The sequence below is a fragment of the uncultured Thiohalocapsa sp. genome (assembly GCF_913063425.1).
Lineage (GTDB): Bacteria > Pseudomonadota > Gammaproteobacteria > Chromatiales > Chromatiaceae > Thiohalocapsa.
Map to the genome: position 1 here is coordinate 20,776 of NZ_CAJXYK010000050.1, position 25,948 is coordinate 46,723.

A 25,948-nucleotide genomic window follows, 5' to 3' on the forward strand; every position below is an offset into this window, starting at 1 on the left:
GCTTGACCATGTCGGACGCGACTACACGGACAGCCGCCGGTTGTCGCACCCGTGGGCAGCCTGTATCGTCACGGCCGCCCTGGGGCTGGCCCGGCCGGTGCCCGGGCGATGCGAGCCCGCCACAGCGGCCCCGCAGGCCGTCCCGCGCCCACCCGACACCATGCCGACCGATTCCAACGCCAAACCCATGCTCGAGGTCGCCGATTTGTCCTGCCGCCGCGGCGACCGCACGCTGTTTACGGCCCTCAGCTTCACCCTGCCGGCGCAGACCCTGCTGCACGTGCGCGGGCGCAACGGCAGCGGCAAGACCACCCTGCTGCGCGCCCTCTGCGGCCTGCTGCGGCCGGACGCCGGCAGCATCCGCTGGCGCGGCGAGCCGATCACCGAGCTCGCCGACGACTTCAACCGCGAGGTGCTCTACTTCGGCCACCTGAACGGCATCAAGGCAGACCTCACCGGACAGGAGAACCTGCGCGTCGCCGCCACCCTGGACCAGGACCCGGTGGCGGACACCGAGATCACCGCCGCCCTTGCGCACATCGGCCTCGCCGGCTTCGAAGACCTGCCCACCCGCATGCTCTCGCAGGGCCAGAAGAAGCGCGTTGCGCTGGCGCGCCTGATCCTGAGCAAAGCGCCGCTGTGGATCCTGGATGAGCCTTTCACCGCGCTCGACACCGACGCGGTTGCGCTGCTGGAAGCGCTGATTGCCGACCACGTCGCCGCCGGCGGCGCCGTGATACTGACGACGCATCAGGAGGTGCAGCTCACGCGGGGTGAGATTCAGCGGCTGACTCTGGAGGGCGCGCCCACGCAGTGATTGGGGCCGGGTACGAGGGGCGAAGCGCAAAGTACGGAGGGCGGAGTACGGAGCTCGGGGGCGCGGACTCGCAGTTGGGTCTGTTGTTGCCAACGATGCTCGCCGCAGCCGACTGCGCGGCTTCGCCTCGGGTTCTGGTGGATGCGCTTCGCTTATCCACCCCAGGTGCCTCGCCGCAACCTCTCCCGTCGCCTAGAGACCAACGCCCGGGCCAGGACCAGTTACTGCGCACGCCTTACCCCGTACTTCGTACCCCGTACCCCGTACTTCTTCAAAATGCTGAAAGTCTTCCTCTGCGTCCTCCAGCGCGACCTCACCCTCGCGCTGCGCCGACGCACCGACGTGCTGACGACGCTGTTCTTCTTCGTCATCGTCGTGAGCCTGTTCCCGCTCGGCGTCGGCAGCGAGCGGGAGCTGCTGCGCATGCTCGGGCCGGGCGTGGTCTGGGTGGCGGCGCTGCTGGCCTCCATGCTGGCCTTGGAGCGGCTGTTCGCGGCGGACTACGACGACGGCACCCTGGAGCAGCTGCTGCTGGCGGGCCAGCCCCTGTCGCTGCTGGTGCTGGCGAAGATCGTCGCCCACTGGCTGCTCACCGGGCTGCCGCTGGTGGTGATCGCGCCCATCATGGCCATGCAGTACTCGCTGGAGCCCATCGCGGTCTGGGTGATGATGCTGGCGCTCGCGCTCGGTACGCCGGTGCTGAGTCTGCTCGGGGCCATCGGCGCGGCGCTGACGCTCGGCCTGCGCGGCGGCGGCATCCTGCTGTCGCTGCTGATCCTGCCGCTGTACATCCCGGTGCTGGTGTACGGTGCCGGCGCCGTCAGTGTCAGCGTCATCGAAATCGCCGACACACAACCCTACTTCGCCCTGCTCGGGGCTTTCCTGCTGGGCGGCTTGGTACTGGCGCCGCCGGCGGCGGCCGCGGCACTCAGGATCTCCATGGAATGACGACTGTCGCAACACCCGGGGCCGCCGAGCTCCACCCGGCAACACCCGGGGCCGCCGAGCTCCACCCGGCGACGCCTGGGGCCACCGAGCTCCACTCGGCGATTCCCGGGGCCGCCGAGTTCCACTCGGCGACGCCTGGGGCCGCCGAGCTCCACTCGGCAACACCCGGGGCCGCCGAGCTCCACCCGGCATCGCCTGGGGCCGCCGAGTTCCACTCGGCGACTCCACAGGCACCGCCAACCCGCCACCCAAAGCACCGCATTACCCTTCGGTAACCTCGAAGGGTTACCCGATTTTCTTAAGCTTGACGCTGGGTAACCCCAAACTCGTTCCCAGATGCTGGTGATACACTGACACGCCGCCGAGCGCCATGAAGATCAACTGGTTCAAATACGCCTCCCCCACCGCGTTCTACCCGGTGGCCGGCCGGCTCGTCCCGGTCTTCGGGGTCGCCGCGCTGGCGCTGGTGCTGTTCGCGCTCTACTGGGGCTTCTTCGAGACGCCGGAGCGCCTGGGCGGCACCAACCCGCAGAAGGAGTACTACCGCATCATCTTCATCCACGTGCCCGCGGCCTGGATGTCCATGTGGCTGTACCTGGTGCTGGCGGCCTGGTCCGCGGTGGGGCTGGTGTTCAACACGCGCCTCAGCTTCATGATGGCCAACGCCGTCGCCCCCACCGGCGCCGTCTTCACCTTCCTCGCGCTCTGGACCGGCGCCTTCTGGGGCCGCCCGAGCTGGGGCACCTACTGGGACTGGGACCCGCGGCTGACCTCGGAGCTGATCCTGTTCTTCCTGTACGTCGGCTTCATGGCCCTGCACTCGGCCATCGACGACAGCCGCCGGGCGGACCGGGCGGCGGCGCTGCTGGCCATCGTCGGCCTGGTGATGCTGCCCATCATCTACTGGTCCATCAACTGCCCGGACCCGAACAACTGCGCGGCGTTGCACCAGCGCTCGTCGCTGACGGACATCGAGTCCAACATCCTCACCGCCATGCTGGTCATGACGCTCGGCTTCTGGCTCTACTCCTTCGCCGCGGCCTTCGCGCGGCTGCGCAACATCATCCTGCTGCGCGAGCAGGACAGCGCCTGGGTGCGCAAGGTGGTGGATGCGGAAGGTGCCGCACCGCCGCCCGCGGGTGGGCTTCCCACACAGGGCCGCGAAGCCGGCCGGGGGGTGAGCGCCTGATGCAGGGCCTGATCGACTTCCTGAGCCAGGGCGGCTACGCCTTCTACGTCTGGAGCGCCTTCGGCATGACCTTCGCGCTGCTCATCGCGGAAGTCGTGACACTGCGCCGCAGCCGCCGAACCATTTTGCAGCGCGTCGGTCGATTGGCCCGACTGCGCACGCAGAACGTGCCACCGGGAGAGCATTGATGAAAGCAAGACAAAAACGCCTGATCTTCGTCGGCGTCGCCGTGGTCGGCGTCGGCATCGCGGCCTCGCTCGCGCTGAGCGCGCTCAACAGCAACATTGCCTACTTCTTCAGCCCGAGCCAGGTGCACGCCGGGGAGCATCCCACCGATGCGGTCTTCCGCGTCGGCGGTCTGGTGGTGGAGGACACGCTGAAGCGCCAGCAGGACGGTCTCACGGTGCGCTTCGATGTCACCGACAACGCCCGCACCGTGCCCGTCAGCTACACGGGCATCCTGCCGGACTTGTTCGGCGAGGGTCAGGGCGTGGTGGCCAAGGGCCGCATCGGCGAGGACGGCGTCTTCTACGCCGACCAGGTGCTGGCCAAGCACGATGAGTCCTACATGCCGCCGGAGGTGGAAGACACCCTTCAGACCGCCCACGCCAAGGGCGCCGTGGAGACCGCTGTCCAGTCCATGCCCGCCGCAGGCAACACGGTGACGCAATGATTCCCGAGCTCGGACACTTCGCACTGATCCTCGCGCTGCTGCTCGCCGTCGTGCAGGCGGCCTTCCCGCTGGCCGGCTCGCTGTCGGGCAACCGGCCCTGGATGACCATGGCGCGGCCGCTGGCCTACGGTCAGCTCACCATGATCGCCGTCGCCTTCGCCGCGCTGACGCAGGCCTTCCTCACCAGCGACTTCTCGGTGCTCTACGTCGCCGAGCACTCCAACACCCTGCTGCCGACCATCTACAAGATCTCTGCCGTCTGGGGCGGGCACGAGGGCTCGCTGCTGCTGTGGGTGCTCATGATGGCCGCCTGGGGTGCCGCGGTGGCGGCCTTCAGCGGCAACCTGCCGCTCACCGTGGTGGCCCGGGTCATCTCGGTGCAGGGCATGGTCGCCATCGGCTTCCTGCTGTTCATGCTGCTTACGTCCAATCCCTTCGAGCGGCTGTTTCCGGTACCGCCGGAGGGGCGCGACCTGAACCCGCTGCTGCAGGACCCGGGTCTCGCCATCCACCCGCCCATGCTCTACATGGGCTATGTCGGCTTCTCGGTGGCCTTCGCCTTCGCCGTCGCCGCCCTCATCGGCGGTCGGCTGGACGCCGCCTGGGCGCGCTGGTCGCGGCCCTGGACCACCGTCGCCTGGGTGTTCCTCACCATCGGCATCATGCTCGGCTCCTGGTGGGCCTACTACGAGCTCGGCTGGGGCGGCTGGTGGTTCTGGGACCCGGTGGAAAACGCCTCGCTCATGCCCTGGCTGGTGGGCACGGCGCTGATCCACTCCCTCGCGGTCACCGAAAAGCGCGCCGCCTTCAAGAGCTGGACCGTGCTGCTCGCCATCTGCGCCTTCTCGCTCAGTCTGCTCGGCACCTTCCTGGTGCGCTCCGGTGTGCTCACCTCGGTGCACGCCTTCGCCACCGACCCGTCCCGCGGCCTGTTCATCCTGATCTTCCTGTGCATCGTCGTCGGCGGCTCGCTGGCGCTGTATGCCTGGCGGGCGCCGGAGGTCTCGGACGGCGGCCAGTTCGGCGTGGTCTCCCGCGAGTCGGCACTGCTCGGCAACAACCTGATCTTCGTCGCCTTCACCGTGCTGGTGCTGTTCGGCACCCTGGCCCCGCTCATCTACGAGGCCTTCAACTGGGGCAAGATCTCGGTCGGCTTCCCGTGGTTCAACAAGATGTTCCTGGCACTCTCGCCGTTCCTGGCGGTGCTGATCGGCCTGGGGCCGGCCACCCGCTGGAAAGGCGACAACCCCATGCGCGTGCTGAAGACCCTGTGGTGGGCATTGGCGCTCAGCATCGTGGTGCTCGCCGTGAGCGCACTGCCGCTGTTCGGCCACGGCAGCCTGTGGGTGCCCGTGGGGCTGGCGCTGGCGGCCTGGCTGTTCTTCGCGCATGTCGCCATCGTGCGCGAGCGGCTGCGGAATAAAGGCGGGCTCGCGCGCATGGGGCCGGCCATCCTCGCCGACCTGCGCGGCAGCGGGCGCAGCTTCTACGGCATGGTGACTGCGCACGTGGGCGTAGCGATGTTCGTGGTGGGCGTCACTGTGCTCTCGAACGATCAGCTCGAGGAGGACGTGCGCATGTCCCCGGGTGACAGCCATGAGCTCGCCGGCTACCGCTTCGAGTTCCTCGGCGCGCAGCCGGCGCCCGGGCCCAATTACATGGCCCAGCGCGGGGAGTTCAAGGTCTACCGCGGCGACCGCGAGGTCACCCGACTCTATCCGGAGAAGCGGGCCTACATGGGCGGCGGCATGCCCATGACCGAGGCCGCCATCGACCCGGGCCTGTTCCGCGACATCTACGTCTCGCTCGGCGAGCCCGTGGGCGACGACGGCGACTGGGCGCTGCGGCTCTACTACAAGCCCTTCGTACGCTGGATCTGGCTCGGCGCCATCCTGATGGCCCTGGGCGGCGTCCTCGCGGTGTCCGACCCGCGCTACCGCCTGGCCGGTGCCCGCGCCCGCAAGCCCGCCGCGGACGCCGCGGCGGCAACGGCCTGAGGGGGCGGCCATGGCGATGTCCAAGTCCGTGCGCTACCTGACCCCGCTCATCGTCTTTGCGGGGCTCGTGGTGCTGCTGGTGTGGGGCCTGGGGCAGGACCCCAGCGAGGTCCCCTCGCCCCTCATCGGCAAGCCGGTGCCGGCGTTCAGTCTGCCGGCGCTGGACGACCCGAGCCGCACCGTCTCCGATGCCGACCTCAAAGGCAAGATCTCACTGGTGAACGTCTGGGCGTCCTGGTGCAGCTCCTGCCGGGCCGAGCATCAGGCACTGATGGCGCTCTCGGAGATCCCGGACTTCCAGATCGTCGGCCTCAACTGGAAAGACGACGCCGCGGATGCCAAGCGGGTGCTCCAGCTCACCGGCAACCCCTACGACATGAACGGCTACGACCCGGACAACACCGTCGGCATCCACTGGGGCGTCTACGGCGCTCCGGAGACCTTCGTCGTGGACCAGGAGGGCATCATCCGCTACAAGCACATCGGCCCCATCGATCGGGAGGTCTGGGAGAAAAAGCTCCAGCCGCTGGTTGCGGAGCTGCGGGCCAGGGGCTGATGCGGGGCGGCGCAGGTCTGCGGCCGGGCGGGCAGCCGTAGGGCGGTTCAGCGCAAGCGTCACCCGACACCCCACAGGCCACGGCGGCGCCGCGTAGAGGGATTTTGCACTGACTCGACCTACACAGGACCACAACCACATCAGCGACGCGCGACAAGCGGCCGGCAGCCATGCATGACCGGCGTGCCTGCCAGCTCCGGCCCGACCTGCACCGCCGGCGCCATCGCTCGCAGCACTCGGGCGCCGCGGCACCAACAGCCCGGCGTTACCGCGCCGGCCATAGTGCCTGGATGCCGCGCAGGCCAAGACGCACAGCGTACGTCGCACTTCGTACTTTGGACTCCGTACTGACAACGACCCATGCCACCACTGATCAAAACCATCCTGCTCGCAGCGCTGCTGGCCTTGGCCATGCCGGCATCGGCTTACACGCTGGAGGAATTTCAATTCGACAGCCCGGCGCAGGAGGCGCAGTTCCGCGACCTCATCAGCAAGCTGCGCTGCCTGGTGTGTCAGAACGAATCCCTGGCGGGCTCCCAGGCCGAGCTGGCCCAGGACCTGCGCAACGAGGTCTACCGCATGATGCGCGCCGGACAGTCGAAGGACGAGATCCTCGACTTCCTGGTGGCCCGCTACGGCGACTTCGTGCTCTATGACCCGCCGCTCAAGCCGTCCACCTACGTCCTCTGGTTCGGACCCTTCGTAATCATCGGCATCGCCGCCTTCTTCATGCTCCGCGCGGTTCTGCGACGCAAGCCCACCGGTGACGAAGACATCTCCGAGGCCGAGCGCGAGCGCCTGCGCGCGCTGCTGGAGACGGAGTCCGCCGCCGGCACCGACGAGCCCAAGCAGGCCACCTGACCGCCCACCCCATCGCACCGCGCCCCGATACCCCGCATCATGACCATTTTCTGGATTCTCGCCGCCGGCCTCGCGCTGCTGGCGGCGCTTTTCGTTGCCGCGCCACTGCTCACACATCGCGGCGGCGGCGACGACGCCACAGACCCGGACCAGGCAGAAATCAACCTGGCGCTCTACAAGCAGCAGCTCGCGGAGCTGGACACGGACCTCGCCGCCGGCAAGCTCGACCGCACCCAATACGAGGCCGCCCGCCGCGACCTTCAGCGGCAGCTGCTGAGCGACACCGCCGACCTTGGGCCGGAGGACCCGAAGCCCGCCGCACAGGTGAAGCTGCCAAGCCCGGGCCTCACCGCCGCGGCGCTGGTTTTTGCGGTGCCCGCCACGGCGCTGGCCCTGTACCTGATCCTGGGCGAGCAGCACATCATCCCGAGGCTGGAGCTCGCCGCCGCCGGCGGTGCCGCGACGCCGCAGCACGCGGGCGCCGACGGCATGTCGCTGGAGGTCCTGGTACAGCGCCTGGAAGAGCGCCTGGCACAGGCGCCGGACGATGGCGAGGGCTGGACCATGCTCGGGCGGACCTACTTCGCCATGGGCCGCACGGACGCCGCTGAGAAGGCCCTGGCGCGGGCGCACGAGCTGCTGCCGGGGGCCACCGACATCACCCTCGCCTACGCCGAGAGCATCGCCGCCAACAACGACCGCAGCCTGGAGGGCAAGCCCGCGGAGCTGATCTCCGAGGCCCTCGCCGCAGAGCCCGACAACGCCACCGCGCGCTGGCTGTCCGGCATGGTGGCCTTCCAGCGCGGGCAGTTCCAATCCGCCGCCACCGCCTGGAAGCGCGTGCTCGGGCAGATCGACCCGGCGGGCGACGACGCCCAGGAGCTGCGCCGGCTCATCGCCCAGGCGGAGCAGCGCGCCGGCGTGCCGCCGCAGATGCAGCTCGCCGCCAACAGCGACGGCGTGCGGGCCGCTGCCACCCCGGCGCCGGCCCCCGCCGAGACAGCTCCCGCCGACAATTCGCCCCAAGCTGCGGCCGACAGCGCCGGTGCGGCCGAGCAGGAGGCAGCCGCCCCGGCGACACAGCAGGTGGCACAGGCGGATGCCGGGGCCGCGGATGCACCCGCCCCGGCAACCACCACCTCGCCGGCGGCCGCGCCGACCACGGACGCAGAGGCGCCCGACGCAGCCGCCGTGCCCGGCATGGATGTGAGCGTATCCCTGGCACCGGCGCTCGCCGGGCGCATGCCGCCCGGCACCACCGTCTTCGTCTTCGCTCGCGCCGCCGCCGGGCCGCCCATGCCGCTGGCGGTGCAGCGGCTCACGCTGGCGGACCTGCCGGCACGTGTCCGGCTCGACGACAGCATGGCCATGATGCCGCAGATGCGCCTGTCCGCCTTCCCGCAGGTGGTGGTGGGCGCACGCGTGTCGCCGAGCGGCCAGGCCATGCCGCAGCCCGGCGACCTGGAGGGTGAGACGGGCCCCGTCGCACCGGCTGACGCCGGCGCCGTCAGCGTCACCATCGACCGCGTGCGGCCTTAGCCGGCTGCCGAGCGGGCGCGGGACCGCTGCACCGGCAGGCAGAGGGCAGCCGCAGGATGGCCCAGACGCAGCCCAGACCATCATCCCTGGGCACACTGCTGCCGGTGCTCGCCGCCGCCGCCGCCATCCTGGCGCTGCCGCTGCTGGGTGCCGTCCTGGGCGGGCTGCCGCTGGGCGAGCTGCTGCAGATACCGCTCACCACCCGCCCCTGGGACCCCTTGGGCGCGAGCCCGCTCATCACCTGGCTCGCGGCGACGCTCAGCCTCGCGCTGCTCGCCGCAACCGCGTACTTCGCCTGGCCGCGGCGGCCCGGCGGGCGCCGGCTGCCGGCACCCGCCCCGCGCCGCATCCCGCGCTTCGCCTGGCTCGGCGTCTTCGCACTGCTGCTTGCGATCATCGCCGCCGACGGTGCGGCGGTCAGTGCCGTTGTCGGACTGGCGGTGTTGGCGCTCGCGCTCTTCGCCAACGCGGACACGGAGCGTCGCACCGGCAGCAGCCTGCTGAGTCAGCGCCCGGGCTACTTCCGCAGCCTGTTCGCGGCGAGCCTCGCCGCCGGCTGGCTGTTCCACTGGCTGAACCTGTTCCTCAAGCTCTGGGTCTATCCGCCGGCGACGGAGCTCGTCCCCTTCTTGCTCGGCAACTCCCTGGCCTATGCGGTGCTGTTGCCGGCGTTGCTGAGCCTGCGGCAATGGCTCGCATCCTTGCCGGCCGTGCTGGGCGCCGTCACCCGGGCCGAGCCGCTGTCCGGCGCCGACGCCTCACCGCAGGAGGGCCTCATCCTGCTGCTGGCGGCGCTGCTCGGCCTCGCCGGCGCCGCACTCTGGCCGGACTGGATCTACCCCTTGAGCCTCAGCGCCCCGCTGCTGCTGGCGGTGGCCATCCAGCAACTGCGCGGGCGGCCGACACCACTCGCCGGTCTGCAAACCGGCGACTGGAGCCGCCTGCTGCTGCCCGCACTGGCGGCGCTGCTGCTCGGTCTGGTGGCGCAGGGGCTCAACGCCTGGCTCGGACCGGCCTGGGCGCTGCATCTGCCGCTCCTCGGCGGCCCCGAGCTGCTGGACCTGCCGCTGCCCGGCTGGGTGTGGATCATGCTGCTCGGCCCCTTCGGCGTCTGGCTCGGCGATCAACTGGCAGAGCCGTGGCAGCAGCGCCCGCAGCAGCCGCCGCCGGCCCAGGGTCGCTTTCCGGTGCGGATCGAGATCGGCGACGGGTCCTAACGCACCACTGCGCAAGATGCGAGGCCGCGCCCTGGGGACGCGGACTTCAGTCGGCACCTCAGGAGGACGGACTTCTGTCCGCCGGTGGCAGATGACCGCTCGTGTCGGGGTGGGCCGGGGCGCTCAAGCACGCGAGCCCAGGCTCGGCGAAGTGGAAGCGGGACTGCAAAACCGACTTGAGCCGGGGGCTGTCCTTGACGTCGGCGCTTCTGGAGCTGGCCGACTGGAAGTCGGCGCCCCCGGATGTCGCCGACTGGAAGTCGGTGGCCCCGGATGCCGCCGACTGGAAGTCGGTGGCCCCAGATGCCGCCGACTGGAAGTCGGCGCCCCCAGATGTCGCCGACTGGAAGTCGGCGCCCCCAGATGTCGCCGACTGGAAGTCGGTGGGCCCGGATGTCGCCGACTGGAAGTCGGTGGGCCCGGATGTCGCCGACTGGAAGTCGGCGCCCCCGGATGTCGCCGACTGGAAGTCGGTGGGCCCGGATGTCGCCGACTGGAAGTCGGCGGCTCCGGGGAGGGAGGGTGGATCAGCGGAGGGCATCCACCGCAGGCCCGAACGGCGGATGCGCTGCGCTGATCCGCCCGGCTGAGTCGCGCATTCTTCCGGGAGCGTGGTACTCCCTGTCCTGTCTCTCAGCGCTTGCGGGCGTCCTCCAGCCGCAGCGCGAACGAAGGCTCCAGCCGGATGCCCTGCACCGCATCGCGCAGCACCAGGTTCTGCCGCCAGCTCGCCACCGTCACCCAGGGGGCGTCGCGCTGCACCACGCGGGCCAGCTCGCGGTAGAGCCGGGCGCGCTCGGTGCGCTCGGTGGCGCGCCGCGCCTGGGCGACAAGCCGGTCCACCGCCGGGTTGCAGTACCAGCCGGAGTTGAAGCCGCCGGCGTCGGGCGTCGCCCCGCAGCGCAGTGCCAGATACGGCAGGGTATCCGGGTCATTGGTCATCCAGGCCATCTGCGCCAGGTCCGCATCGCCGTCCAGACCGTCATTGACCCGTGCCAGGTACGCATTCCACTCGAAGCTCTCGATGCGCGCCTGCACCCCCACCTGCGCCAGGTCGCCCTGAATGGCCGTCGCCATGGCCAGCGGCGCGAGCATGCCGGAGCCGCCGCGGGGCACCAGGAAATTCAGACTGAAGCCATCGCCCCAGCCCGCCTCCGCGAGCAGCGCCCGGGCCAGGTCCGGGTCATGGGCATAGGCCGGCAGGTCCGGGGCATGCGCCCAGCGGAAGGCCGCCGGCACCGGGCCATCCGCCACCACCGCGGTGTCGCGCAGCACGTCCTGCACCAGCGCGCGGCGGTCGATGGCATGGTTCAGCGCACGGCGCACGCGCACATCCGCAAGCGGGCCGTCGCGGGTGTTCAGAATCAGGAACCACAGGTGCGGCCCGGTGGCCTCCAGCACCCGATAGCCCTGGCGGGCGCGAAACGCCGCCACATTGTCCGGCGAGAGCTCCAGCGCCAGGTCCACGCCCCCCGCCAGCAGCTCTGCCACGCGGGTCATGGGGTCCGTCAAGGGTCGGAAGATGACGTTTGCAAGCGCCACCTCGCCGCCGTGCCAGCCCTCGAAGCGCGCGAGCCGCACCTGCCCGCCCCGCTCCCAGCCGGTGAGCCGGAACGGCCCCGTACCGCTCGGGTGGCGGCCATAGTCCTTGCCCCAGCGGCGCACCGCCGCCGGCGAGACCATCAGCGCCGTGGGATAGGCCAGATTGGACAGGAAGGGCGCAAAGGGCCGGCGCAGCTCGAAGCGCACCGTCAGCGCGTCTTCCACCACCACGCGCGCCACCTGCTCGAAGAAGAACGCGAGCGGAAAGGGGCCGGTGTCGTGGAAGGGATGCTCGGGGTCCAGCATGCGCTGGAAATTGAAGCGCACCGCCGCCGCATCGAAGGCGCTGCCGTCATGAAAGCGCACCCCGTCCCGGAGCTTGAACCGATACACCCGGCCATCCTCGGACACCGTCCAGGACGCCGCCAGCCCCGGCACCAGCTCCAGGGTACCCGGGCGGTAGCGCACCAGGCCCTCGTACAGGTTCACCAGGATGCGGAAGTCGTTCAGGGCCGTGGTGACCTGCGGGTCCAGCGACCGGGGCGCCGCCACCTGCCCCACCACCAGCGTGTCCGCCGGCGGGGTCTGGCGGGCACAGCCGGCGGCGAGACACAGTCCCACCGACACCGCCAGCGGTACCCAGGTGCGCAACAGCGGCAAACCGCGCCGAAGTGAGCGCCGGCTCAGCAAAGCCCCAAGCCCTGCGCCACCGGCACGGTTGATCGCGGCCCCGCCACACCAAACAACCACTGCCGCGGCAACAACCCAGGGGCGCCGAGCTCCACTCGGCAACACCCGGGCGCCCCGAGCTCCACTCGGCAACACCCGGGGACGCCGAGCTCCACTCGGCAACACCCGGGGACGCCGAGTTCCACTCGGCAACACCCGGGGGCGCCGAGTTCCACTCGACAACACCCGGGCGCCCCGAGTTCCACTCGGCAACACCCGGGCGCCCCGAGTTCCACTCGGCAACACCCGGGGACGCCGAGTTCCACTCGGCAACACCCGGGGGCGCCGAGTTCCACTCGGCAACACGGCAACAAGCCAGGCGGCGATACCTCAGCCCCGGCCGCCTCAGCGCCCGCCCGGCTGCGGGATGATCGCTCGCTCCACCAGATAGTCGATGACCTGGTGCGCCAGATCCTCCGGCGTGCGCTCGCCGGCGAGCAGCGTCAGCTCCGGTGCCTCCGGTGCCTCGTAGGGGTCGTCGATGCCCGTGAACTGCTTGATCTCCCCCGCGCGGGCCTTCTTGTACAGGCCTTTGGGATCGCGCTCCTCGCAGATCGCCAGCGGCGTATCCACGAACACCTCGATGAACTCGCCATCCCCCAACGCGCGCCGCACCCGGTCCCGGTCGATCCGGTACGGGCTGATGAAGGCCGTCAGCGCAATCAGCCCCGCCTGACAGAACAGCCCCGCCACCGCGCCGATGCGGCGGATGTTCTCCTCCCGGTCCACCGCCGAGAAGCCGAGACCGAAGCGCTGCGCGAACTCATCGCCGTGCGCGTCCCGCAGCAGGCCCGGCGCCGCGTTGAGCGCATGGCGCACGTTGTCACCGTCCAGCACCGCGCTGTGGAAGCCGTAGCCCCAGAGCAGATGGTCCAGCGTATTCGCCACCGTGCTCTTGCCCGAGCCCGACAGGCCCGTGAACCAGATCACACAGCCCTTGTGCCCATTCAGACGCTCACGCGCCTCCCGTGTCACCTGGTGCTCATGCCAGGTCACGTTGCTGTCGTTCGCCATGGAGATCCTCGAAACCGAAAACTGCCGCTGCCACCAAGGCAACGTGGAACAGGCCGAAGCGGCCGGGCGGGATGAGGCTTTGCCCCAAACACGAGAGTCTACCCACATGCAACCGGGCGCGCCAAGCGGGACAAGGCGGTGGCCTGGGGTGGGCGGTGGCCACCAGTGATTTGCGTCACTGCAAATGCACACGGAGCGTCACTCTGCCGGCGTCTTTGGCAGAATCCAGAACATCAGGGATTTCCTTATCCGGAGGCGCCGCCATGGACAGACTCCATCGCATCACCCAACTCAAGCGCATCTTCACAGCGCGACGCACGCCCATTACCCTGCGCCAGCTCATGGAGCGCATGGAATGCTCCGAGTCCACCGCCCGCCGCGCACTGCACAGCTATCGGGACGACTTCGGCGCCCCCCTCGCCTTCGACCGCCGAAGAGAACGACCGCCCCAGCCGCTCCGACCCCATCGGGACGACTTCGGCGCCCCCCTCGCCTTCGACCGCAGCCGCGGCGGCTGGTACCTGAGCGGACCGGCGCCGGACCCCGCCGACGAGGTGCCCGGGCTCTGGCTCACCACCACCGAGCTCCACGCGCTGCTCGCCGCCCGCGAGCTGCTGCGCCAGCTCCAGCCGGGCCTGCTGGCCGCGCAGACCGCCCCCATCGCCGCACGCATCGAGGCGCTGCTCGCCCAGCGCGGCATCACCCCCGCCGATATCGCCCGGCGAATCAGCCTGCAGGCGCCCGGCACCCGGCCCTGCCCCGGCGAAACCTTCGCAATCCTCGCCCAGGCCCTGTTCGAGCGCCGCCGGCTGCGCATCCGCTACGACCCGCGCAGCCGCACCGCGGAGCCCAACGAGCCCGCGCGCGTGATCTCACCGCACCGCCTCACCTGGCAGCGCAGCAACTGGTACCTCGACGCCTGGTGCCACCGTGCCGGCGACCTGCGGCGCTTCGCCATCGAGCGCATCCAGCGGGCAGCCGTGCTCACCGAGCCGGCCCTGGAGCTTAACGCGCAGCACACCGGCGCCCGGCTCGACGGCGCCTACGGCAGCTTCACCGGCGCCCCGACCCAAACCGCCGTGCTGCGCTTCAGCCCCCACCGCGCCCGCTGGGTCGCCGAAGAGCAATGGCACCCGGACCAGCGCGGCAGCTGGCTCCCCGACGGCCGCTGGCAGCTCACCCTCCCCTACGCCAACCCCGAAGAGCTGCTCATGGAGATCCTCAAGTACGGCGCCGACTGCGAGGTGGCGGCGCCGGCGGCGCTGCGGGAGGCAGTGGTGGGGCGGTTGCGGGGGGCGTTGGGTGCCTACGGCGAGCACGTCGTCGCAACCGGAGCGCCGTCCGTGCAGGCTTGTGACCCGTTGTTGGAGGCCGCCACAGGCCACGCCCACGACCTGCACCAAAGCGCTGCCGCGCCAGAAGCGGACTCGTGTGCCTCACCAAACCGCGCCCCGCCATCATGCACGCAAAGCTGACACTCAGACTACCCAAGCACCTCATCGCCCGCGCCAAGTCCCTCGCCAAGGCGCGGGGCAAGTCCATCTCGCAGCTGGTGGCGGATTACTTCGCAGCACTGGACGCCGAGAGCGCCGCCACCGAATCCGACGACCTACCGCCCGGCGTGCGCTCCCTTCTCGGCGCGCTCCGCGGCAGCCACATCGACGTCGACGACTACCGCGAGCACCTCGCAGACAAGTACCTCGGCTCCAAGTGAACCTTCTCGCGTCAGTGACTGAGTTCGACACCTCGCAGCCAGGAAGGGGCGCGCCGACCGGGAACGCCTTGATCCATCTCAACGTCGTCCTCGACGTGCTGCTCGAACGCAAGCCGCACGCCGCCGAACACCAGCGAAGATCTCAAGGCGCTCGCACCGCTGGCATAGTGGATCTGTGCTGCGGCAGCGCCCTGGCCGACACTCCGTACACTGTCAATCTGCCAATCTGAAAAGCCCACCCCCCAGGTGTCGCGTGCGCCCTATGAGCACTGGGCCGCGCTGAGCGGCAGCAAAGCGAAGTCGCAAACGCCCCGCGAGCCCGCCACGCGGTCCCTCCTCGACGGAAAGCACGTCGACCTCCGGGTCGGGCAGACGCCCCCGCCGAGTCTCACGAAGCACGTCTTCGACGACGGCAGCTTCAGGGGCCGACTTCTTCGCGTGGCGTGTCGGACGGTAATCGCTCACCGACTCCCACACGCGGCCCGTCCCGAACACCAGATCCCGGTCCGGATCCACTGCGCCACCGATAAGGCGCAGTCGTCCCGCCGCACCGGCGCGCAGATCATCCATGCCGTCGAGCGCAGTGGTGAGCAAACCCCAATGCTCGCGCTCCCACGTCATGGGATACCGCCGTTCAAGCAAGTGCGGTGGGATGACCAATAGCCTGTCGCGCGCCAGGTCTGCGACAAAGGCCAAATGGCGGTGCGCACCCGACCGCAGGGGCTCGCCATCGGGCTGATGACCTGTGAAGTAAGGCGGAAGCGGTCGCCCTTGGCCGATCTGCGTCTGCACCCGCGCCATCACAGCCCGCCGCAGTGCCGCGGCAACCGCCCCGGGCCTCGCGGCGGGCGCCAATCCGCCCGCTATGTGGAACGCAAGCACGTCCGTTCCCTCATGCTCCGGCGCCAGCAGTCCAAGGCCAAGGTACCGTCCATCGCCCAGCACCAATGGGCCTTCAACGAGGTTGCGAAACCGAATCTCCACGTGCCACAGCCTTTCCTTGGCGAAACGCGTGCCTTGGGCAAACGCGTCGGCCCGTACCCCCTTAGGGCTGAAGGGCTCCCGCTGAACTCTAATGCCCTCCACAGGAGCGCTCAGCTCCGCGTGCCGCAGCGCCTGAAGTACCGCCCCGCACGCCTGCTCCTCCTCGGCCACGCGCTCGCTGCCCGGCTTCCAGTCTCCCCGGCGCCGGTCGGGATCAATCCGACGGCGCGCGGCGGACTCTGGCAATACCACCGGTGTCACGCTGCGCCAGCACTTGTACCCATCACCCGCTTCCACACCGTATCGCTGCAACATGGACACATCATCGCTGCGCACCAGAAGCGTATCCCCCGCCCCAACCCCATTGATGCGCAGCCCCGACAGCGCCCAGTCCAGGTCACCAAAGCGCAGCGGACATTCGGGCGGCGCCGTGACCAGAAGGCGGCGAATGGAGCGGTTGGTCAGCTCATGGCCGATGGAGGGCAACGGCAGTAGGCGCACCCGACGCGCCTTGTCCCCGCTCTCCGCACCGCGACCGATCAACAACCGTTCGATAAGGCCGGCCTGCTCAGGCAACGCCGCCGCCAGCTTGGCCGCGGCGGCATCACGCACCTGCTCCACCAGGTCCACCGCACGCGCCTGCGGCCAGGAGCGCAACGGCCGCCGTCCGCCTTCGTGGTCGGCTCGCAGGTCAAACAACCGCCAGGCGGCGGAGGCGTTGTAAGTGACTTGCAGGAAGCGCGGCTTGGGCGGGTTGGTGAAAAACACCTTGGATTTCCTGCCCGTCTTGACAGTGCTGAAGCGCTGCCGATGAGCATCGAAGCGTGTCACGAGACTCTCCAGAGACCCGAGCTGCGGACAGCTCAGCGCCGGGCCACTGCCCTGCGCGCTCGGACGCCAGACCGCACCGCAGGCCGCATCCATCGCGGCGCCGCCCGCTTCGGCGTCGAGGATCTCCGCCCAAGCCCAAGCCAGGTCCACGCCGCGTCCGAGTTGATACAGGTTCTCTGCCATCGCACAGACCACGCCCGCGGCCTGCTCGCTCTCGCCATCGGCTCGGAACCGCCAGCCGTAAATCAAAGGTTGCGACGATTCGATATGCCGCGGCCGAATGCGTTTGCCGACCCGGATATCCGCGATCCTGGCAGGGTCCCCACCCTTCGCGTCCAGGTCGTTGTTGGGCACGAAGGTCGTGTAGGAAAGACCGACCAGAGGGCGCTGCGCGCGAATCTCTGGTGGCCCGGCCTCGCTTTCGAGCCAGCGCAACGCGGCTGCGCACTCGGGCGGCAAACGTGCGCCGACCGCGTTGCCGGCGAGCAACGCCTGGAACAGCCGAGCCGGCGACGGAGGCCAGCCGTCGAGGCCGGCATCGCCTTCTCCGTGATATCGGTCGTCCAAGAAGTGGATGCGGATCAAGAGCATCCTGTCCGCTGTGCGTTCGATCTCGACCGCCATGGAATCACCCTTTCTTCTTCGCCTTGCCGCCCTTGCCGAGCACATCCTCAAGGTCCTTTTGAGCCAGCGCCTTGTCGAACTGGAAAGCCTCGTCCGGATGCACTGCGAAGGATTGCTTGGCAGCCTTCGCATACTCGACTGCGCTCTCCTGGTCCAATTGAACCGGCGTGCGCTCACCGGTCCGGGCAACGGCCTCCCAGGAGGCTGGGTGCTCCGGGTGGGGCGTCAGCAGACAGCCCTGGCGCAGGAAGCCGTCCAACGGCTCCGTCGCTGCAACCAGTGCCAGTCCGAGGATGTAGCGCCGCAGCGCAATGGAGTTCTCGCGGTTACCCCGCAGCCGGCGCAGCGCAATCAGGTTGACGGTGATCCGGCGCTCGATGGGGCCGCGGGCGACGACGCCGCCGAGCGTATCCGCCGCTGGCACATGCACGAACCCCCGTTTGGCGAGCGGACTCTTCGGGTCCCCTTCCTGTTTCTCCTTTTGCTCAGCGTCGAAGACATCCAACTCCGCGTAGTCGATGGGCGGGTTGTATTGCGCAGACCGCTTGATGACGTCGACGTCCCAGGCGCGAATTACAGCTTGCAAAATCCGCGGCAGCTTCGCCTGCGTGTCCCGCGAGTCCCAGGCACCGAACACAATAGAGGTCGGCGCCAGCCGCGCGATCTCACTGGCGTCTCCTTGGTCCAGGAAGCGTCGAAACGCCTCCTGCGCCCGGTCTTTGAGTGTCGAAGAGCGGATAAGGGCGTCTCCCAAACGATGCCCAACCTCCAGGATCGAAACGGCCTTGCCCTCGTCGTAGGCGATGTCGATCTGCGGCACCAGGTCCGCAAGCTCGTTAGCAGGCACGTCGGCATCAGCGCGACGAAAGATCGGCTCGATTCGGTTCGCCTGTGCGCCAACACTGTCGATCGTGACCACCGTTCGACCGTCGGAGAGACGTTCCATGCCGTAATTCTCCAGGTCCGCATAGGTGGGCGGGAAGATCACCGCGCCTTCACCCTCGACCGGCAGAAGCGTCTGGGTCATGTGCAAGGCCACGGGGCCCTTCGGGTCATCCGCCCACGTATCGATCATCTCGTGCGTCAACATGCTGTTCATCCTCTGGTTTCTTCGATCACGTTTGTGATGCAGCGAGCTTGGTTCTCCTGTCCGGGCCAGCCGAGCTGCATCACGAAATCCCGGTGCGGCAGGCCGAGGTCCGCGCCGCCCAACGCGGCGCGTAGAAGGATAGGGTCGTAGAGCGTCTTCGGATCGGTAATGCCCGGAAGGCTGTAGCGATATTCGAGCTTGTTGCGCTCCGTTCGCTTGGGGCGGGCATGGCTCAGTCCGATGGCGGCGAGCAGCTCGACGACAGGGAAGCCGGTCATTGTCACCTGGCCATGCAAATTGGGTGAAAATCCCGCGTCGAGCGGCACGTAGTCGCGCCGCCAATCGAAGCGAAAGCTGCTGGATTGTGGCTTGCTCAGTGCGAACGGATCATCCGCGCAATCCGGCAGATCCGCCCGGACCAGCTCCAACGCATCGCGCACGAGCCCGGCGCCCGGGTAGCCGCCCGACCCGGCCCAGAACTTGACGTTGTCCCGGTCGGTTGTGTCGCCCCAGTGGTCGATCACAATTCGCACCGGCCGGCCCTGCCACTTGCAGTCCAAGCGCGCCGGGAGCGTTGCCGGGCTGTCCGGGACCATGAACGGAAAGCTCTCATCGCTACCGAGCTTACGGGTCGGCACCGACCATTTTTCCGTGCAAAGCTCGGTACCAGGCGGGGAGATGGAGGACACCTTCGCTGTCGCCAGACATCCAAGCACCGCCTGCACCGGATGCTCCTCCCCAATCGCGTCCAATTGGAATCTCGCCGATTTCGCCTCAGACCAGTCGAACGCGCCTTTGGCGTCGCCGAGAATCTCAGCCGCCGCCTCCACGAAACCGAGACACGCAAACACCTGCCCCGGATTGAACAGGTCCACGGGAATGGATGCCCTGGCCATCAGCAGTCCTCCTGTGCGGCGGCCTTCGAGGCCTGTTGGTCCGCGGCGCGCAGCAGCGCCTCCCACCACGCCAGCCCCCAGGGACCCCAGCGATGCTGCAGGCGCACGAAGCGCAGGGCGACGTCCCGCGCGCGGGCGTCGAGCTGCGACGGCGGCGCCTCCTCGCAGCCGCGGGTGACGATGGTGGGGCGTGCCTGGCCGTGATGTGCGGCGATCAGGTGCAGCACCAGCTCACGCTGGTCGGGTGCGAGTGCCTGGAACGCGGCGTCCTGCTCCGCATGGAACAGGGAGCCGAGCTCGTGCCGATAGCCGTCCAGGACCTGCTGGTCGATTGGCCCCTTGGTCTTCGCGTAGGGCTCACCGCCACGTGGAGCGCGGAAAGCAGTCTGCCAGCGGTCGGCGCGCTTGCCCTCGTCGTGCAGCCGAGCTGCGACGACAAGCACCTGCGTTGCCCACTCCGTGAGGCCGAGCCGCTCAGCGATGGCCCGTGCCTTTGCCTCCGCGCAGGCCTGGTGGTCGGCCAGCGTTTGCAGGTACCCGAGTGAACGGTCGTCTTCGGTCGCGGCGGTCTGTCGCCACTGGTAGACGTCGAGGGCAGCGCTGGTCTCTCCGTCGGCGTCCCGCTTCAGTACGAACTGGTGCCGTCGGTGCCAGCCGGGGACGCCATCGAGTCCAGCGTCCTCGGTGCCGCTCCAGCGCAGCACGCGCCACGGGATCACCGGGCTTGCGCTCGATGCCCCGATGTCCGGGAGTACGTCATCGTCCGCGACCCAGGTCGGCGCATCTGCATGTTTCGCGTCGAGCGTTCCGATCCCGGCCAAGCCACCGACCAGGGTCGAGACCACCAGGGTGCGCGCGGCAAGCTCCCGGACCAACCGATCCTTGTTGACGCCGTCGAGGTCCCTTAGCCGATAGGCTCGCTCAAAGTCACCTGCCTGACCGAGCGCGATGGCGATGATGTGTTGCGGCTGCGGCACGACCACATCGATAGGACCGTTGGCCTTGGCCGCGGCGACTTTCAGGAGCGCTTTCGCACGCGCGATCAGCCATTCGGCGACGCGGTAGCTCTCCGTCTCCAGTTTCTCAGCGGCATGCGGCGGCGCGGCTTCGAAGTAATCGTCTACGGCCTTGGGGCGCACCTGGCCATCATCCGACGCTTCCTGTTCTGCGACCGGCAGATGCGCCCGCCAAACAACAGCCGTCTGAGGTTGGTCGTCCACCCATCCGCGAAGCCAGGGCTGTACTTCCGGGCGCCCCGTGTGCTCGCGCAGTGTGGTCATGGACCAGGCGTCCACCAGCGGGCGGTTCAGGGCCGGGCGCAGCGGTGCCGGCGTGGTGGCGGCATCGAGCGCAGCGCGTCGCTCGTCATTGGCGTCGAGCTTGAAAACCCGCAGCGCACCGGGGCTCGCATCGAACCCCTCCTCCGTATCCGGCAGCGCCTCCATCACCGCTTTCAGGGCGGCATGAGCCCGGCCTTGCTCTACCGATTTCGGATCGAGGGGACCAAAGTCGAGGACCACTACCCTGGCATCGCCGGTGCCGCGCCGGTTGACCCGGCCAAGCCGCTGGACCATGCGCTCCCAGGCAACCAGATCGCAGACCATGTGATCGGCATCCAGGTCCACGCCCACCTCACCGGCGGAAGTGGCGACCAGGAAGCGCAGCCGCTCATCGTTGGCGCGGGCGTCGGCCAAAAAGCCCAGCGCCGCCAGGCTGTCGGCAGCGAGCTGACGCTCGTGGCCGCGACGGGCGCCGATGAAGAGCTCGGGCTCACACAGTGGCGGCGCTTGCTCCGCTTTACGCTGCTTTTTGACCCGCTCGGCAAGATCCCGATGCACCTTCTCGGCATCGTCGCGGGAATTGCAGTACACCAGGCAACGCATGGCCAGGGTGCCCTCGCCGCTCAGCCCCCACGCGGCGTCTGCCAGATCCTTCGGGCGCTGCTTCGGATCGCCGCGCCTGATCTCCAGGGACTTCTTGGCATCGAGCCGCTGGCGGGTGATGGAGCCCGGCTCGCCCAAGTCCGTGTCGCGCAGCGCGAAAACCTCGCCCCGGCGACCCCGCCCGGTCGCGGAGAGCGACAGCAGCCGGAGCGGCGGCACGCGCACCAGATCAGCGGACGCCTCCTGCCCGTAATCCCCGGCACCTGACTCCACCGCTTCCAGCAGCCGCTCGAACGGGGGCACCAGATGCGCCTCATCCAGCACCACCAGGGTGTCTGCACCGAGCAAGCCCGCATGGTACGGCCGCATTTTGCGCGAGACTCCATAGCCCGAGAACAGCAGCCGGGAGCCAATCATGTCCACGGTGCCGACGATGATGGCCGGCTGCGCGGGGTCATCCAGCCACTCACGGTTGTCGATGTGCTGTCCGCGGAGCGTCGAGATGGGAAACCGCTCTGCTTTCGGGAGCCGCTTGCAGAGGTTTTCCACAAACGCCGTTGCCTGGTCCACGACTGCGCGCCGGTCCACCACGTACACCAGGCGTCGCGGCAGCTTTCGCCCCGCGCGAATGGCGATCAGCCAAAGAGCCGTGACCGCCGTCTTGCCAAGCCCCGTTGGCACATCCACGGCTGCCGGCAGGCGATCCTGGTCGAAGTACTCCAGGAATAGGCGCGTCTGCCAGGGCAACGGCTGGTGATCCGTGAGCCGCTCAAAGCGGTCCTGGAACTCGAACTCGTTCATCTTTCCCTCCTTGTGGTGCGCGTTACCGGAAGGGTGTCGTCCGCTTCCGGGAGGTCAATGAGGCCCCGGCGCTCGCCGCCGGGGAAATGTTGCGCGCAAGCAACAACGCTGAGCGAATCGTCTGCTTCAATCAGCGGCGGTGTCGGCACCGCCGACCTTCGATCAGCCCAACATCTTGGGCTTTACTGATCGCATGGTGCTAGATATGCTTACAAACACTTAGTTGTTTGTCAAACCGCTGTGCTAATCGTCTGAACCATGCTCACCTCGCACTTCACTACCTCTCTCTTGTTGACTTTGAAGTCCTGCTCGTGAGCGTCATCGGCATGTTGTCCCTGGTGCTTGTGCTGGTTTTGCACAGGACGGGCCGCCTCGACGCGTCGCTCAAGCTCGCCTACCTGCTTCTCGCTGCGACAGTCTTCTTGCTCGCGGGCAAGCACACTCTCGGTTGACGCCCCCGGCCGGCGACAGCGGCACAGCGGCGTTTCTGGCAGACCGGCCCGTCAGTTGGCAGGCCACCTTGCTTGAGGAAGTGCGCAGATCTTGTGTCCGGAGCTCGTTCGCACGGCGGTCCAAAGCGGCATGGAATAACGCTTTGTCTTCAGTGCGTCCGGATCAGGGAGACCCCTAGTCGGAGCCGAGCGCGTGTGACGCTCCGTGCCCCAAGCCCTCACTTACCTCGGCATCACCTTGCCCACGTTTTACCACGCGCACAGGCTCACCAGTTGAGCCTCCCCCTGAACACGCTCCCCGGCCGCTTCGGCAATACCTGCAAGCAAGACAGCGCAGGCGCAGCATCGCCACCAACCCCCATCCCCTGCGACCCGACGAGCTCGGCAGTCTCCAGCACCTCCTTGCCGCCGTGCAGCGCTTCCCCGGCGAGCGCACTCGCCCGGTGGCAGCGCTTGGCGTCGGCGCACCCCCTCGCCGCCTCGCGGTCGTCCTCGCTGGTGAACCGCGCCCGCTCAGCCCGTTCGCGTTGCGCGCCCAACGGCCGGCGGAGGATCTCCGCACGCGGGCATCCGCTCCCGGCCGCTGCCTGCTCAAGGTGTTGCGCCAGCTCATGCGGCAGTTACAGCGTCAGGCTGAACATTGCGCTGCTCCCTTCTACAACCTGAAACGCCGACTATACTGCGCTTCGTGTATACGCGTTCCACGGGGCGTCCCCGCGGCGGCAGTGATGCGCGATGCGGACAGCCATTGAGGACAAAGCAGGTACCCGCCGGCGATGAGGCCGGCAGGAGAACCGCATGGCAGACAGCTCGACACCAGGCCCGCAGGCGCTCTTGCCTCCTCGGCGGGCGCCGAAACCGCTGCCTGGCAGCGACAGGCCGTTGCCGCGGGCATGGGGCAGTGTCGATGACGGCAACGGCCGGCAGCGGGTCCGCCCGCAACCGTCGCTGGCCGAGCGGAATGACTCATCGAGCACGCTCAGGCGCCGCTCAAGGCAGCGCTGCGTGGACAGGCCGGTCGGCGAGCCGCCCCATCGTGCCGCTGTCGCAGCGGCCGTCGCTCGGCGCGAAGACCGGCGCGGCGCGCTCCAGCGGGTCGACGACCACGCAGACCGCAACGCCGGCACGCTCGGGCCAGCTGCGATAGTCGCGCCAGCTGGAACGGGCATGGGGCGACGCTGCGGCTGGCATGGCGGCCACTGTGGTGCATCGACGAGTCGTTAAGACCGGAGTCCAGCCCGACCACGGACACGAGGAGGACAGCATGGGAAAAGATCTCGATCACCAGCAGGAGCTCGCGCTCCCCTTCCCGGAGCTGCGCGGCGACGTGCCGCTGCTGCCGGCACGCATGATCAACGAGTATTGCTACTGCCCGCGCCTGGCCTACCTGGAATGGGTGCAGGGCGAGTGGGACGACTCGGCGGACACCGTGGAGGGCCGCTGGGTACACCGGCGCGTGGACAGACCAGGGGGCAAGCTGCCGCCCGTGGAGCAGGCGAAGGGCAAGGACGACGAGCCGGACGAGAAGATCCATGCCCGCTCCATCGAGCTGTCGTCGAACCGGCTCGGGCTCATCGCCCGCATGGACCTCATCGAGGGCACCGGCTCGGAAGTCACGCCGGTGGACTACAAGCGCGGCAAGCGCCCGCACGTCGCCCGCGGCGCCTACGACCCGGAGCGGGTGCAGCTCTGCGTACAGGGCCTGATCCTCGCCGAGCACGGCTACACCTGCACCGAGGGCGTGCTCTACTACGCCGGCAGCCGCGAGCGGGTGCGCGTGCCCTTCGACGACGAGCTGCTCGCGCTCACCAAGCAGACCATCGACGGCCTGCGCTTCACCGCCGCGGGCGGACGCATCCCGCCGCCGCTGGAGGACAGTCCCAAGTGCCCGCGCTGCTCCCTGGTCGGCATCTGCCTGCCGGACGAGACCGCCTTCTTCCGCGGCGCCGACATCGCGCCGCGACCGCTGGCCGTGGGGCTCGACACCCGCCTGCCCCTCTACGTGCAGGCCTGGCACGCCAAGGTGAGCAAATCCGCCGAGCGCCTGGAGGTCTTCATCGACGACAAGAAGGTGCAGGAGGCGCGGCTCATCGACCTCTCCCAGCTCGCGATCTTCGGCAACGTCTACGTCACCACGCCGGCCATGCAGGAGCTGATGCGCCGTAACATCCCCATCAGCTGGCACAGCCACGGCGGCTGGTTCATGGGCCATACGGTGGGCACCGGCCACAAGAACATCGAGCTGCGCCGCGCCCAGTTCCGCGCCGCCGACGACCAGGCCTTCTGCCTGCGCCTCGCCAAGACCCTGATCGAGGCCAAGATCAAGAACGCCCGCACCCTGCTGCGCCGCAACTGGAAGGGAGAGGGCGGCGCGCCGCCCGCGCTGCTGGAGGACCTCAACAGCGACATCCGCCGCGCGCAGAAGGCCACGGACCTCGCCGGCCTGCTCGGCATCGAGGGCAGCGCCGCCGCGCGCTACTTCCGCGAGCTGCCCAACGTCATCAAGCCGCCCGGCGACGATCCGACCCCGGCCTTCGACTTCAGCAAGCGCAACCGGCGCCCGCCGACGGACCCGGTCAACGCCCTGCTCTCCTACGCCTATTCGCTGCTGGTACGCACCTGGACCAACACCCTCTCCGCCGTCGGGCTCGACCCGTACCTCGGCTACTACCACCAGCCGCGCTACGGCCGTCCAGCGCTGTCGCTCGACATGATGGAGCCCTTCCGGCCCCTCCTTGCGGACTCCGCCGTGATCCAGGCCATCAACAACGGCGAGGTGCGCCCGACGGACTTCATCCGGGCCGCCGGCAGCGTCTCGCTGCACCCTGACGGGCGCAAGCGCTTCATCGCCACCTTCGAGCGGCGTCTGACCATGGAGGTCACGCACCCGCTGCTCGGCTATCGGCTCAGCTACCGCCGGCTGCTGGAAGTGCAGGCACGCCTGTTCGCACGCCACCTGCACGGCGAGCTCGACCACTATCCACAGTTCACACCGCGCTGACCGGCCGCACGGCGCCGCCCCATGCCCGGCGCCCGGCCCGCAGCCGCCACCGGACACCAACGCGACCGACGCACATGGACCAACGCCTCTACATCGTCGCCTACGACATCTCCGACCAGCGCCGCTGGCGGCGCATCTTCAAGCTCATGAAGGGCTACGGGGAATGGGTCCAGCTCTCCGTCTTCCAGTGCCGCCTCACGCGCCAACAGCACGCCGAGCTGGTGAGCCTGCTCGACGGCATCATCCACCACAGCGAAGATCACGTGCTGCTGCTCGACTTCGGCCACGCCGACCAGATCACCCCGCACGTCGTCAGCCTGGGTAAAGCCGACTTCACCCCCGTCGAGCAGGCCCCCATCATCGTGTAGAGTCTGTCCCCAGCGGGACGACAGCCGCCGGCTCGGCTCCCGCCGACACCGGCACCTCCGCCGCGGCACCGCGAGCCCTCCGGTGCTGCCGAAAACCCCAGCACCGCTCGCACTCAACCGCTCCTTAAAAATCGAGAGATTATGCTAACCTTCTCACAAGGCGTGGGAGGGTCGCCGCAGCGCCCCGGGCAGTCGGCAGCACCGCTCGCAAACTGCCCGCGA

At 68.9% G+C, this 25,948-nt stretch carries 24 protein-coding genes; 17 read left to right on the top strand and 7 right to left on the bottom strand.

The window, feature by feature from the left end; all coding sequences use genetic code 11:
- The first annotated feature begins 187 nt into the window (after positions 1 to 187).
- The 11 genes from ccmA to QZ607_RS21170 all read left to right on the top strand — a co-directional run bounded on the left by ccmA (position 188) and on the right by QZ607_RS21170 (position 10,387).
- Entirely contained in the window at positions 188 to 817 is a 630-nt protein-coding gene (gene ccmA / locus QZ607_RS21120; RefSeq protein ID WP_295886883.1) for a cytochrome c biogenesis heme-transporting ATPase CcmA, read from the top strand.
- 276 nt (positions 818 to 1,093) lie between these two features.
- Positions 1,094 to 1,765 carry a heme exporter protein CcmB gene (ccmB, locus tag QZ607_RS21125; protein WP_295886826.1) on the top strand — a complete coding sequence of 224 codons (672 nt, stop codon included), beginning with the start codon at positions 1,094 to 1,096 and terminating at the stop codon, positions 1,763 to 1,765.
- 370 nt (positions 1,766 to 2,135) lie between these two features.
- Positions 2,136 to 2,954 (top strand): cytochrome c biogenesis protein CcsA, encoded by an 819-nt coding sequence (ccsA, locus tag QZ607_RS21130; RefSeq protein WP_295886828.1) that lies wholly within the window; start codon positions 2,136 to 2,138, stop codon positions 2,952 to 2,954.
- Positions 2,954 to 3,142 carry a heme exporter protein CcmD gene (gene ccmD / locus QZ607_RS21135; RefSeq protein ID WP_367268235.1) on the top strand — a complete coding sequence of 63 codons (189 nt, stop codon included), beginning with the start codon at positions 2,954 to 2,956 and terminating at the stop codon, positions 3,140 to 3,142. The genes ccsA and ccmD overlap by 1 nt, the downstream gene beginning before the upstream one ends.
- Positions 3,142 to 3,627, top strand: coding sequence for a cytochrome c maturation protein CcmE (gene ccmE, locus QZ607_RS21140; RefSeq protein ID WP_295886831.1), 486 nt, complete (start codon positions 3,142 to 3,144; stop codon positions 3,625 to 3,627). The genes ccmD and ccmE overlap by 1 nt, the downstream gene beginning before the upstream one ends.
- Positions 3,624 to 5,624 carry a heme lyase CcmF/NrfE family subunit gene (locus QZ607_RS21145; protein WP_295886833.1) on the top strand — a complete coding sequence of 667 codons (2,001 nt, stop codon included), beginning with the start codon at positions 3,624 to 3,626 and terminating at the stop codon, positions 5,622 to 5,624. Before ccmE ends, QZ607_RS21145 begins: the two co-directional genes overlap by 4 nt.
- A gap of 10 nt (positions 5,625 to 5,634) precedes the next feature.
- Positions 5,635 to 6,180, top strand: a complete 546-nt coding sequence (locus tag QZ607_RS21150) for a DsbE family thiol:disulfide interchange protein (protein ID WP_295886836.1) — start codon at positions 5,635 to 5,637, stop codon at positions 6,178 to 6,180.
- A gap of 360 nt (positions 6,181 to 6,540) precedes the next feature.
- Positions 6,541 to 7,041, top strand: a complete 501-nt coding sequence (locus QZ607_RS21155; RefSeq protein WP_295886838.1) for a cytochrome c-type biogenesis protein — start codon at positions 6,541 to 6,543, stop codon at positions 7,039 to 7,041.
- A gap of 39 nt (positions 7,042 to 7,080) precedes the next feature.
- Positions 7,081 to 8,580, top strand: coding sequence for a c-type cytochrome biogenesis protein CcmI (gene ccmI / locus QZ607_RS21160; protein WP_295886841.1), 1,500 nt, complete (start codon positions 7,081 to 7,083; stop codon positions 8,578 to 8,580).
- A 56-nt stretch (positions 8,581 to 8,636) separates the two neighbouring features.
- Positions 8,637 to 9,797 (top strand): hypothetical protein, encoded by a 1,161-nt coding sequence (locus QZ607_RS21165; RefSeq protein ID WP_295886844.1) that lies wholly within the window; start codon positions 8,637 to 8,639, stop codon positions 9,795 to 9,797.
- 194 nt (positions 9,798 to 9,991) lie between these two features.
- Complete coding sequence (locus tag QZ607_RS21170; RefSeq protein ID WP_295886846.1) at positions 9,992 to 10,387, top strand: hypothetical protein; 396 nt, start codon at positions 9,992 to 9,994, stop codon at positions 10,385 to 10,387.
- Positions 10,388 to 10,430: 43 nt separating this feature from the next.
- On the opposite strand, the gene QZ607_RS21175 is transcribed toward QZ607_RS21170, so the two are convergent.
- Both QZ607_RS21175 and cysC read right to left on the bottom strand, forming a co-directional pair.
- Complete coding sequence (locus tag QZ607_RS21175) at positions 10,431 to 11,990, bottom strand: ABC transporter substrate-binding protein (protein ID WP_295886849.1); 1,560 nt, start codon at positions 11,988 to 11,990, stop codon at positions 10,431 to 10,433.
- Between the two features lie 423 nt (positions 11,991 to 12,413).
- Entirely contained in the window at positions 12,414 to 13,082 is a 669-nt protein-coding gene (cysC, locus tag QZ607_RS21180; protein WP_295886852.1) for an adenylyl-sulfate kinase, read from the bottom strand.
- Positions 13,083 to 13,345: 263 nt separating this feature from the next.
- On the opposite strand from cysC, the gene QZ607_RS21185 reads away from it, so the two are divergent.
- Genes QZ607_RS21185 through QZ607_RS21195 form a run of 3 tightly spaced genes read left to right on the top strand, consistent with a single transcriptional unit; the run spans position 13,346 to position 15,026 of the window.
- On the top strand, positions 13,346 to 14,557 hold the full coding sequence (locus QZ607_RS21185) for a WYL domain-containing protein (protein WP_295886854.1): 1,212 nt from the start codon (positions 13,346 to 13,348) through the stop codon (positions 14,555 to 14,557).
- Positions 14,542 to 14,796, top strand: coding sequence for a DUF6364 family protein (locus QZ607_RS21190; RefSeq protein WP_295886856.1), 255 nt, complete (start codon positions 14,542 to 14,544; stop codon positions 14,794 to 14,796). Before QZ607_RS21185 ends, QZ607_RS21190 begins: the two co-directional genes overlap by 16 nt.
- A gap of 14 nt (positions 14,797 to 14,810) precedes the next feature.
- Positions 14,811 to 15,026, top strand: a complete 216-nt coding sequence (locus tag QZ607_RS21195) for a hypothetical protein (protein WP_295886858.1) — start codon at positions 14,811 to 14,813, stop codon at positions 15,024 to 15,026.
- Here the strand turns inward: QZ607_RS21195 and csb2 are convergent.
- From csb2 to cas3u, 4 genes are read right to left on the bottom strand one after another with little or no spacing between them, the layout of a single operon-like run.
- The gene (csb2, locus tag QZ607_RS21200) at positions 15,010 to 17,235 is read right to left on the bottom strand and encodes a type I-U CRISPR-associated protein Csb2 (protein WP_295886860.1); all 2,226 of its coding nucleotides are present in this window, start codon (positions 17,233 to 17,235) and stop codon (positions 15,010 to 15,012) included. The two genes, QZ607_RS21195 and csb2, sit on opposite strands and share 17 nt — an antisense overlap.
- 4 nt (positions 17,236 to 17,239) lie before the next feature.
- Positions 17,240 to 18,325 (bottom strand): type I-U CRISPR-associated RAMP protein Csb1/Cas7u, encoded by a 1,086-nt coding sequence (gene cas7u, locus QZ607_RS21205; RefSeq protein ID WP_295886862.1) that lies wholly within the window; start codon positions 18,323 to 18,325, stop codon positions 17,240 to 17,242.
- Positions 18,326 to 18,330: 5 nt separating this feature from the next.
- Positions 18,331 to 19,221, bottom strand: a complete 891-nt coding sequence (gene cas8c, locus QZ607_RS21210; protein ID WP_295886864.1) for a type I-U CRISPR-associated protein Cas8c — start codon at positions 19,219 to 19,221, stop codon at positions 18,331 to 18,333.
- The gene (gene cas3u / locus QZ607_RS21215; protein WP_295886867.1) at positions 19,221 to 21,905 is read right to left on the bottom strand and encodes a type I-U CRISPR-associated helicase/endonuclease Cas3; all 2,685 of its coding nucleotides are present in this window, start codon (positions 21,903 to 21,905) and stop codon (positions 19,221 to 19,223) included. Before cas3u ends, cas8c begins: the two co-directional genes overlap by 1 nt.
- A gap of 311 nt (positions 21,906 to 22,216) precedes the next feature.
- Between cas3u and QZ607_RS21220 the strand changes: the two genes are divergently transcribed.
- Positions 22,217 to 22,357, top strand: coding sequence for a hypothetical protein (locus QZ607_RS21220; protein ID WP_295886870.1), 141 nt, complete (start codon positions 22,217 to 22,219; stop codon positions 22,355 to 22,357).
- A gap of 990 nt (positions 22,358 to 23,347) precedes the next feature.
- On the opposite strand, the gene QZ607_RS21225 is transcribed toward QZ607_RS21220, so the two are convergent.
- A complete protein-coding gene (locus QZ607_RS21225; RefSeq protein ID WP_295886873.1) occupies positions 23,348 to 23,548 on the bottom strand; it encodes a hypothetical protein in 201 nt (66 codons plus the stop codon).
- Between the two features lie 73 nt (positions 23,549 to 23,621).
- Here QZ607_RS21225 and cas1 point away from each other — a divergent pair, with 73 nt between their 5' ends.
- Together cas1 and cas2 are read left to right on the top strand one after the other, a co-directional pair.
- A complete protein-coding gene (cas1, locus tag QZ607_RS21230; protein ID WP_295886876.1) occupies positions 23,622 to 25,358 on the top strand; it encodes a CRISPR-associated endonuclease Cas1 in 1,737 nt (578 codons plus the stop codon).
- A gap of 74 nt (positions 25,359 to 25,432) precedes the next feature.
- A complete protein-coding gene (cas2, locus tag QZ607_RS21235) occupies positions 25,433 to 25,726 on the top strand; it encodes a CRISPR-associated endonuclease Cas2 (protein WP_295886880.1) in 294 nt (97 codons plus the stop codon).
- Positions 25,727 to 25,948 lie beyond the last annotated feature (222 nt).

Bases quoted from the DNA above. Each gene is read 5' to 3' on its own strand.
- ccmA (WP_295886883.1), top strand. From the start codon at position 188: ATGCTCGAGGTCGCCGATTTGTCCTGCCGCCGCGGCGACCGCACGCTG.
- ccmB (WP_295886826.1), top strand. From the start codon at position 1,094: ATGCTGAAAGTCTTCCTCTGCGTCCTCCAGCGCGACCTCACCCTCGCG.
- ccsA (WP_295886828.1), top strand. From the start codon at position 2,136: ATGAAGATCAACTGGTTCAAATACGCCTCCCCCACCGCGTTCTACCCG.
- ccmD (WP_367268235.1), top strand. From the start codon at position 2,954: ATGCAGGGCCTGATCGACTTCCTGAGCCAGGGCGGCTACGCCTTCTAC.
- ccmE (WP_295886831.1), top strand. From the start codon at position 3,142: ATGAAAGCAAGACAAAAACGCCTGATCTTCGTCGGCGTCGCCGTGGTC.
- QZ607_RS21145 (WP_295886833.1), top strand. From the start codon at position 3,624: ATGATTCCCGAGCTCGGACACTTCGCACTGATCCTCGCGCTGCTGCTC.
- QZ607_RS21150 (WP_295886836.1), top strand. From the start codon at position 5,635: ATGGCGATGTCCAAGTCCGTGCGCTACCTGACCCCGCTCATCGTCTTT.
- QZ607_RS21155 (WP_295886838.1), top strand. From the start codon at position 6,541: ATGCCACCACTGATCAAAACCATCCTGCTCGCAGCGCTGCTGGCCTTG.
- ccmI (WP_295886841.1), top strand. From the start codon at position 7,081: ATGACCATTTTCTGGATTCTCGCCGCCGGCCTCGCGCTGCTGGCGGCG.
- QZ607_RS21165 (WP_295886844.1), top strand. From the start codon at position 8,637: ATGGCCCAGACGCAGCCCAGACCATCATCCCTGGGCACACTGCTGCCG.
- cysC (WP_295886852.1), bottom strand. From the start codon at position 13,082: ATGGCGAACGACAGCAACGTGACCTGGCATGAGCACCAGGTGACACGG.
- QZ607_RS21185 (WP_295886854.1), top strand. From the start codon at position 13,346: ATGGACAGACTCCATCGCATCACCCAACTCAAGCGCATCTTCACAGCG.
- QZ607_RS21190 (WP_295886856.1), top strand. From the start codon at position 14,542: ATGCACGCAAAGCTGACACTCAGACTACCCAAGCACCTCATCGCCCGC.
- csb2 (WP_295886860.1), bottom strand. From the start codon at position 17,235: ATGGCGGTCGAGATCGAACGCACAGCGGACAGGATGCTCTTGATCCGC.
- cas7u (WP_295886862.1), bottom strand. From the start codon at position 18,325: ATGTTGACGCACGAGATGATCGATACGTGGGCGGATGACCCGAAGGGC.
- cas8c (WP_295886864.1), bottom strand. From the start codon at position 19,221: ATGGCCAGGGCATCCATTCCCGTGGACCTGTTCAATCCGGGGCAGGTG.
- cas3u (WP_295886867.1), bottom strand. From the start codon at position 21,905: ATGAACGAGTTCGAGTTCCAGGACCGCTTTGAGCGGCTCACGGATCAC.
- QZ607_RS21225 (WP_295886873.1), bottom strand. From the start codon at position 23,548: ATGCCAGCCGCAGCGTCGCCCCATGCCCGTTCCAGCTGGCGCGACTAT.
- cas1 (WP_295886876.1), top strand. From the start codon at position 23,622: ATGGGAAAAGATCTCGATCACCAGCAGGAGCTCGCGCTCCCCTTCCCG.
- cas2 (WP_295886880.1), top strand. From the start codon at position 25,433: ATGGACCAACGCCTCTACATCGTCGCCTACGACATCTCCGACCAGCGC.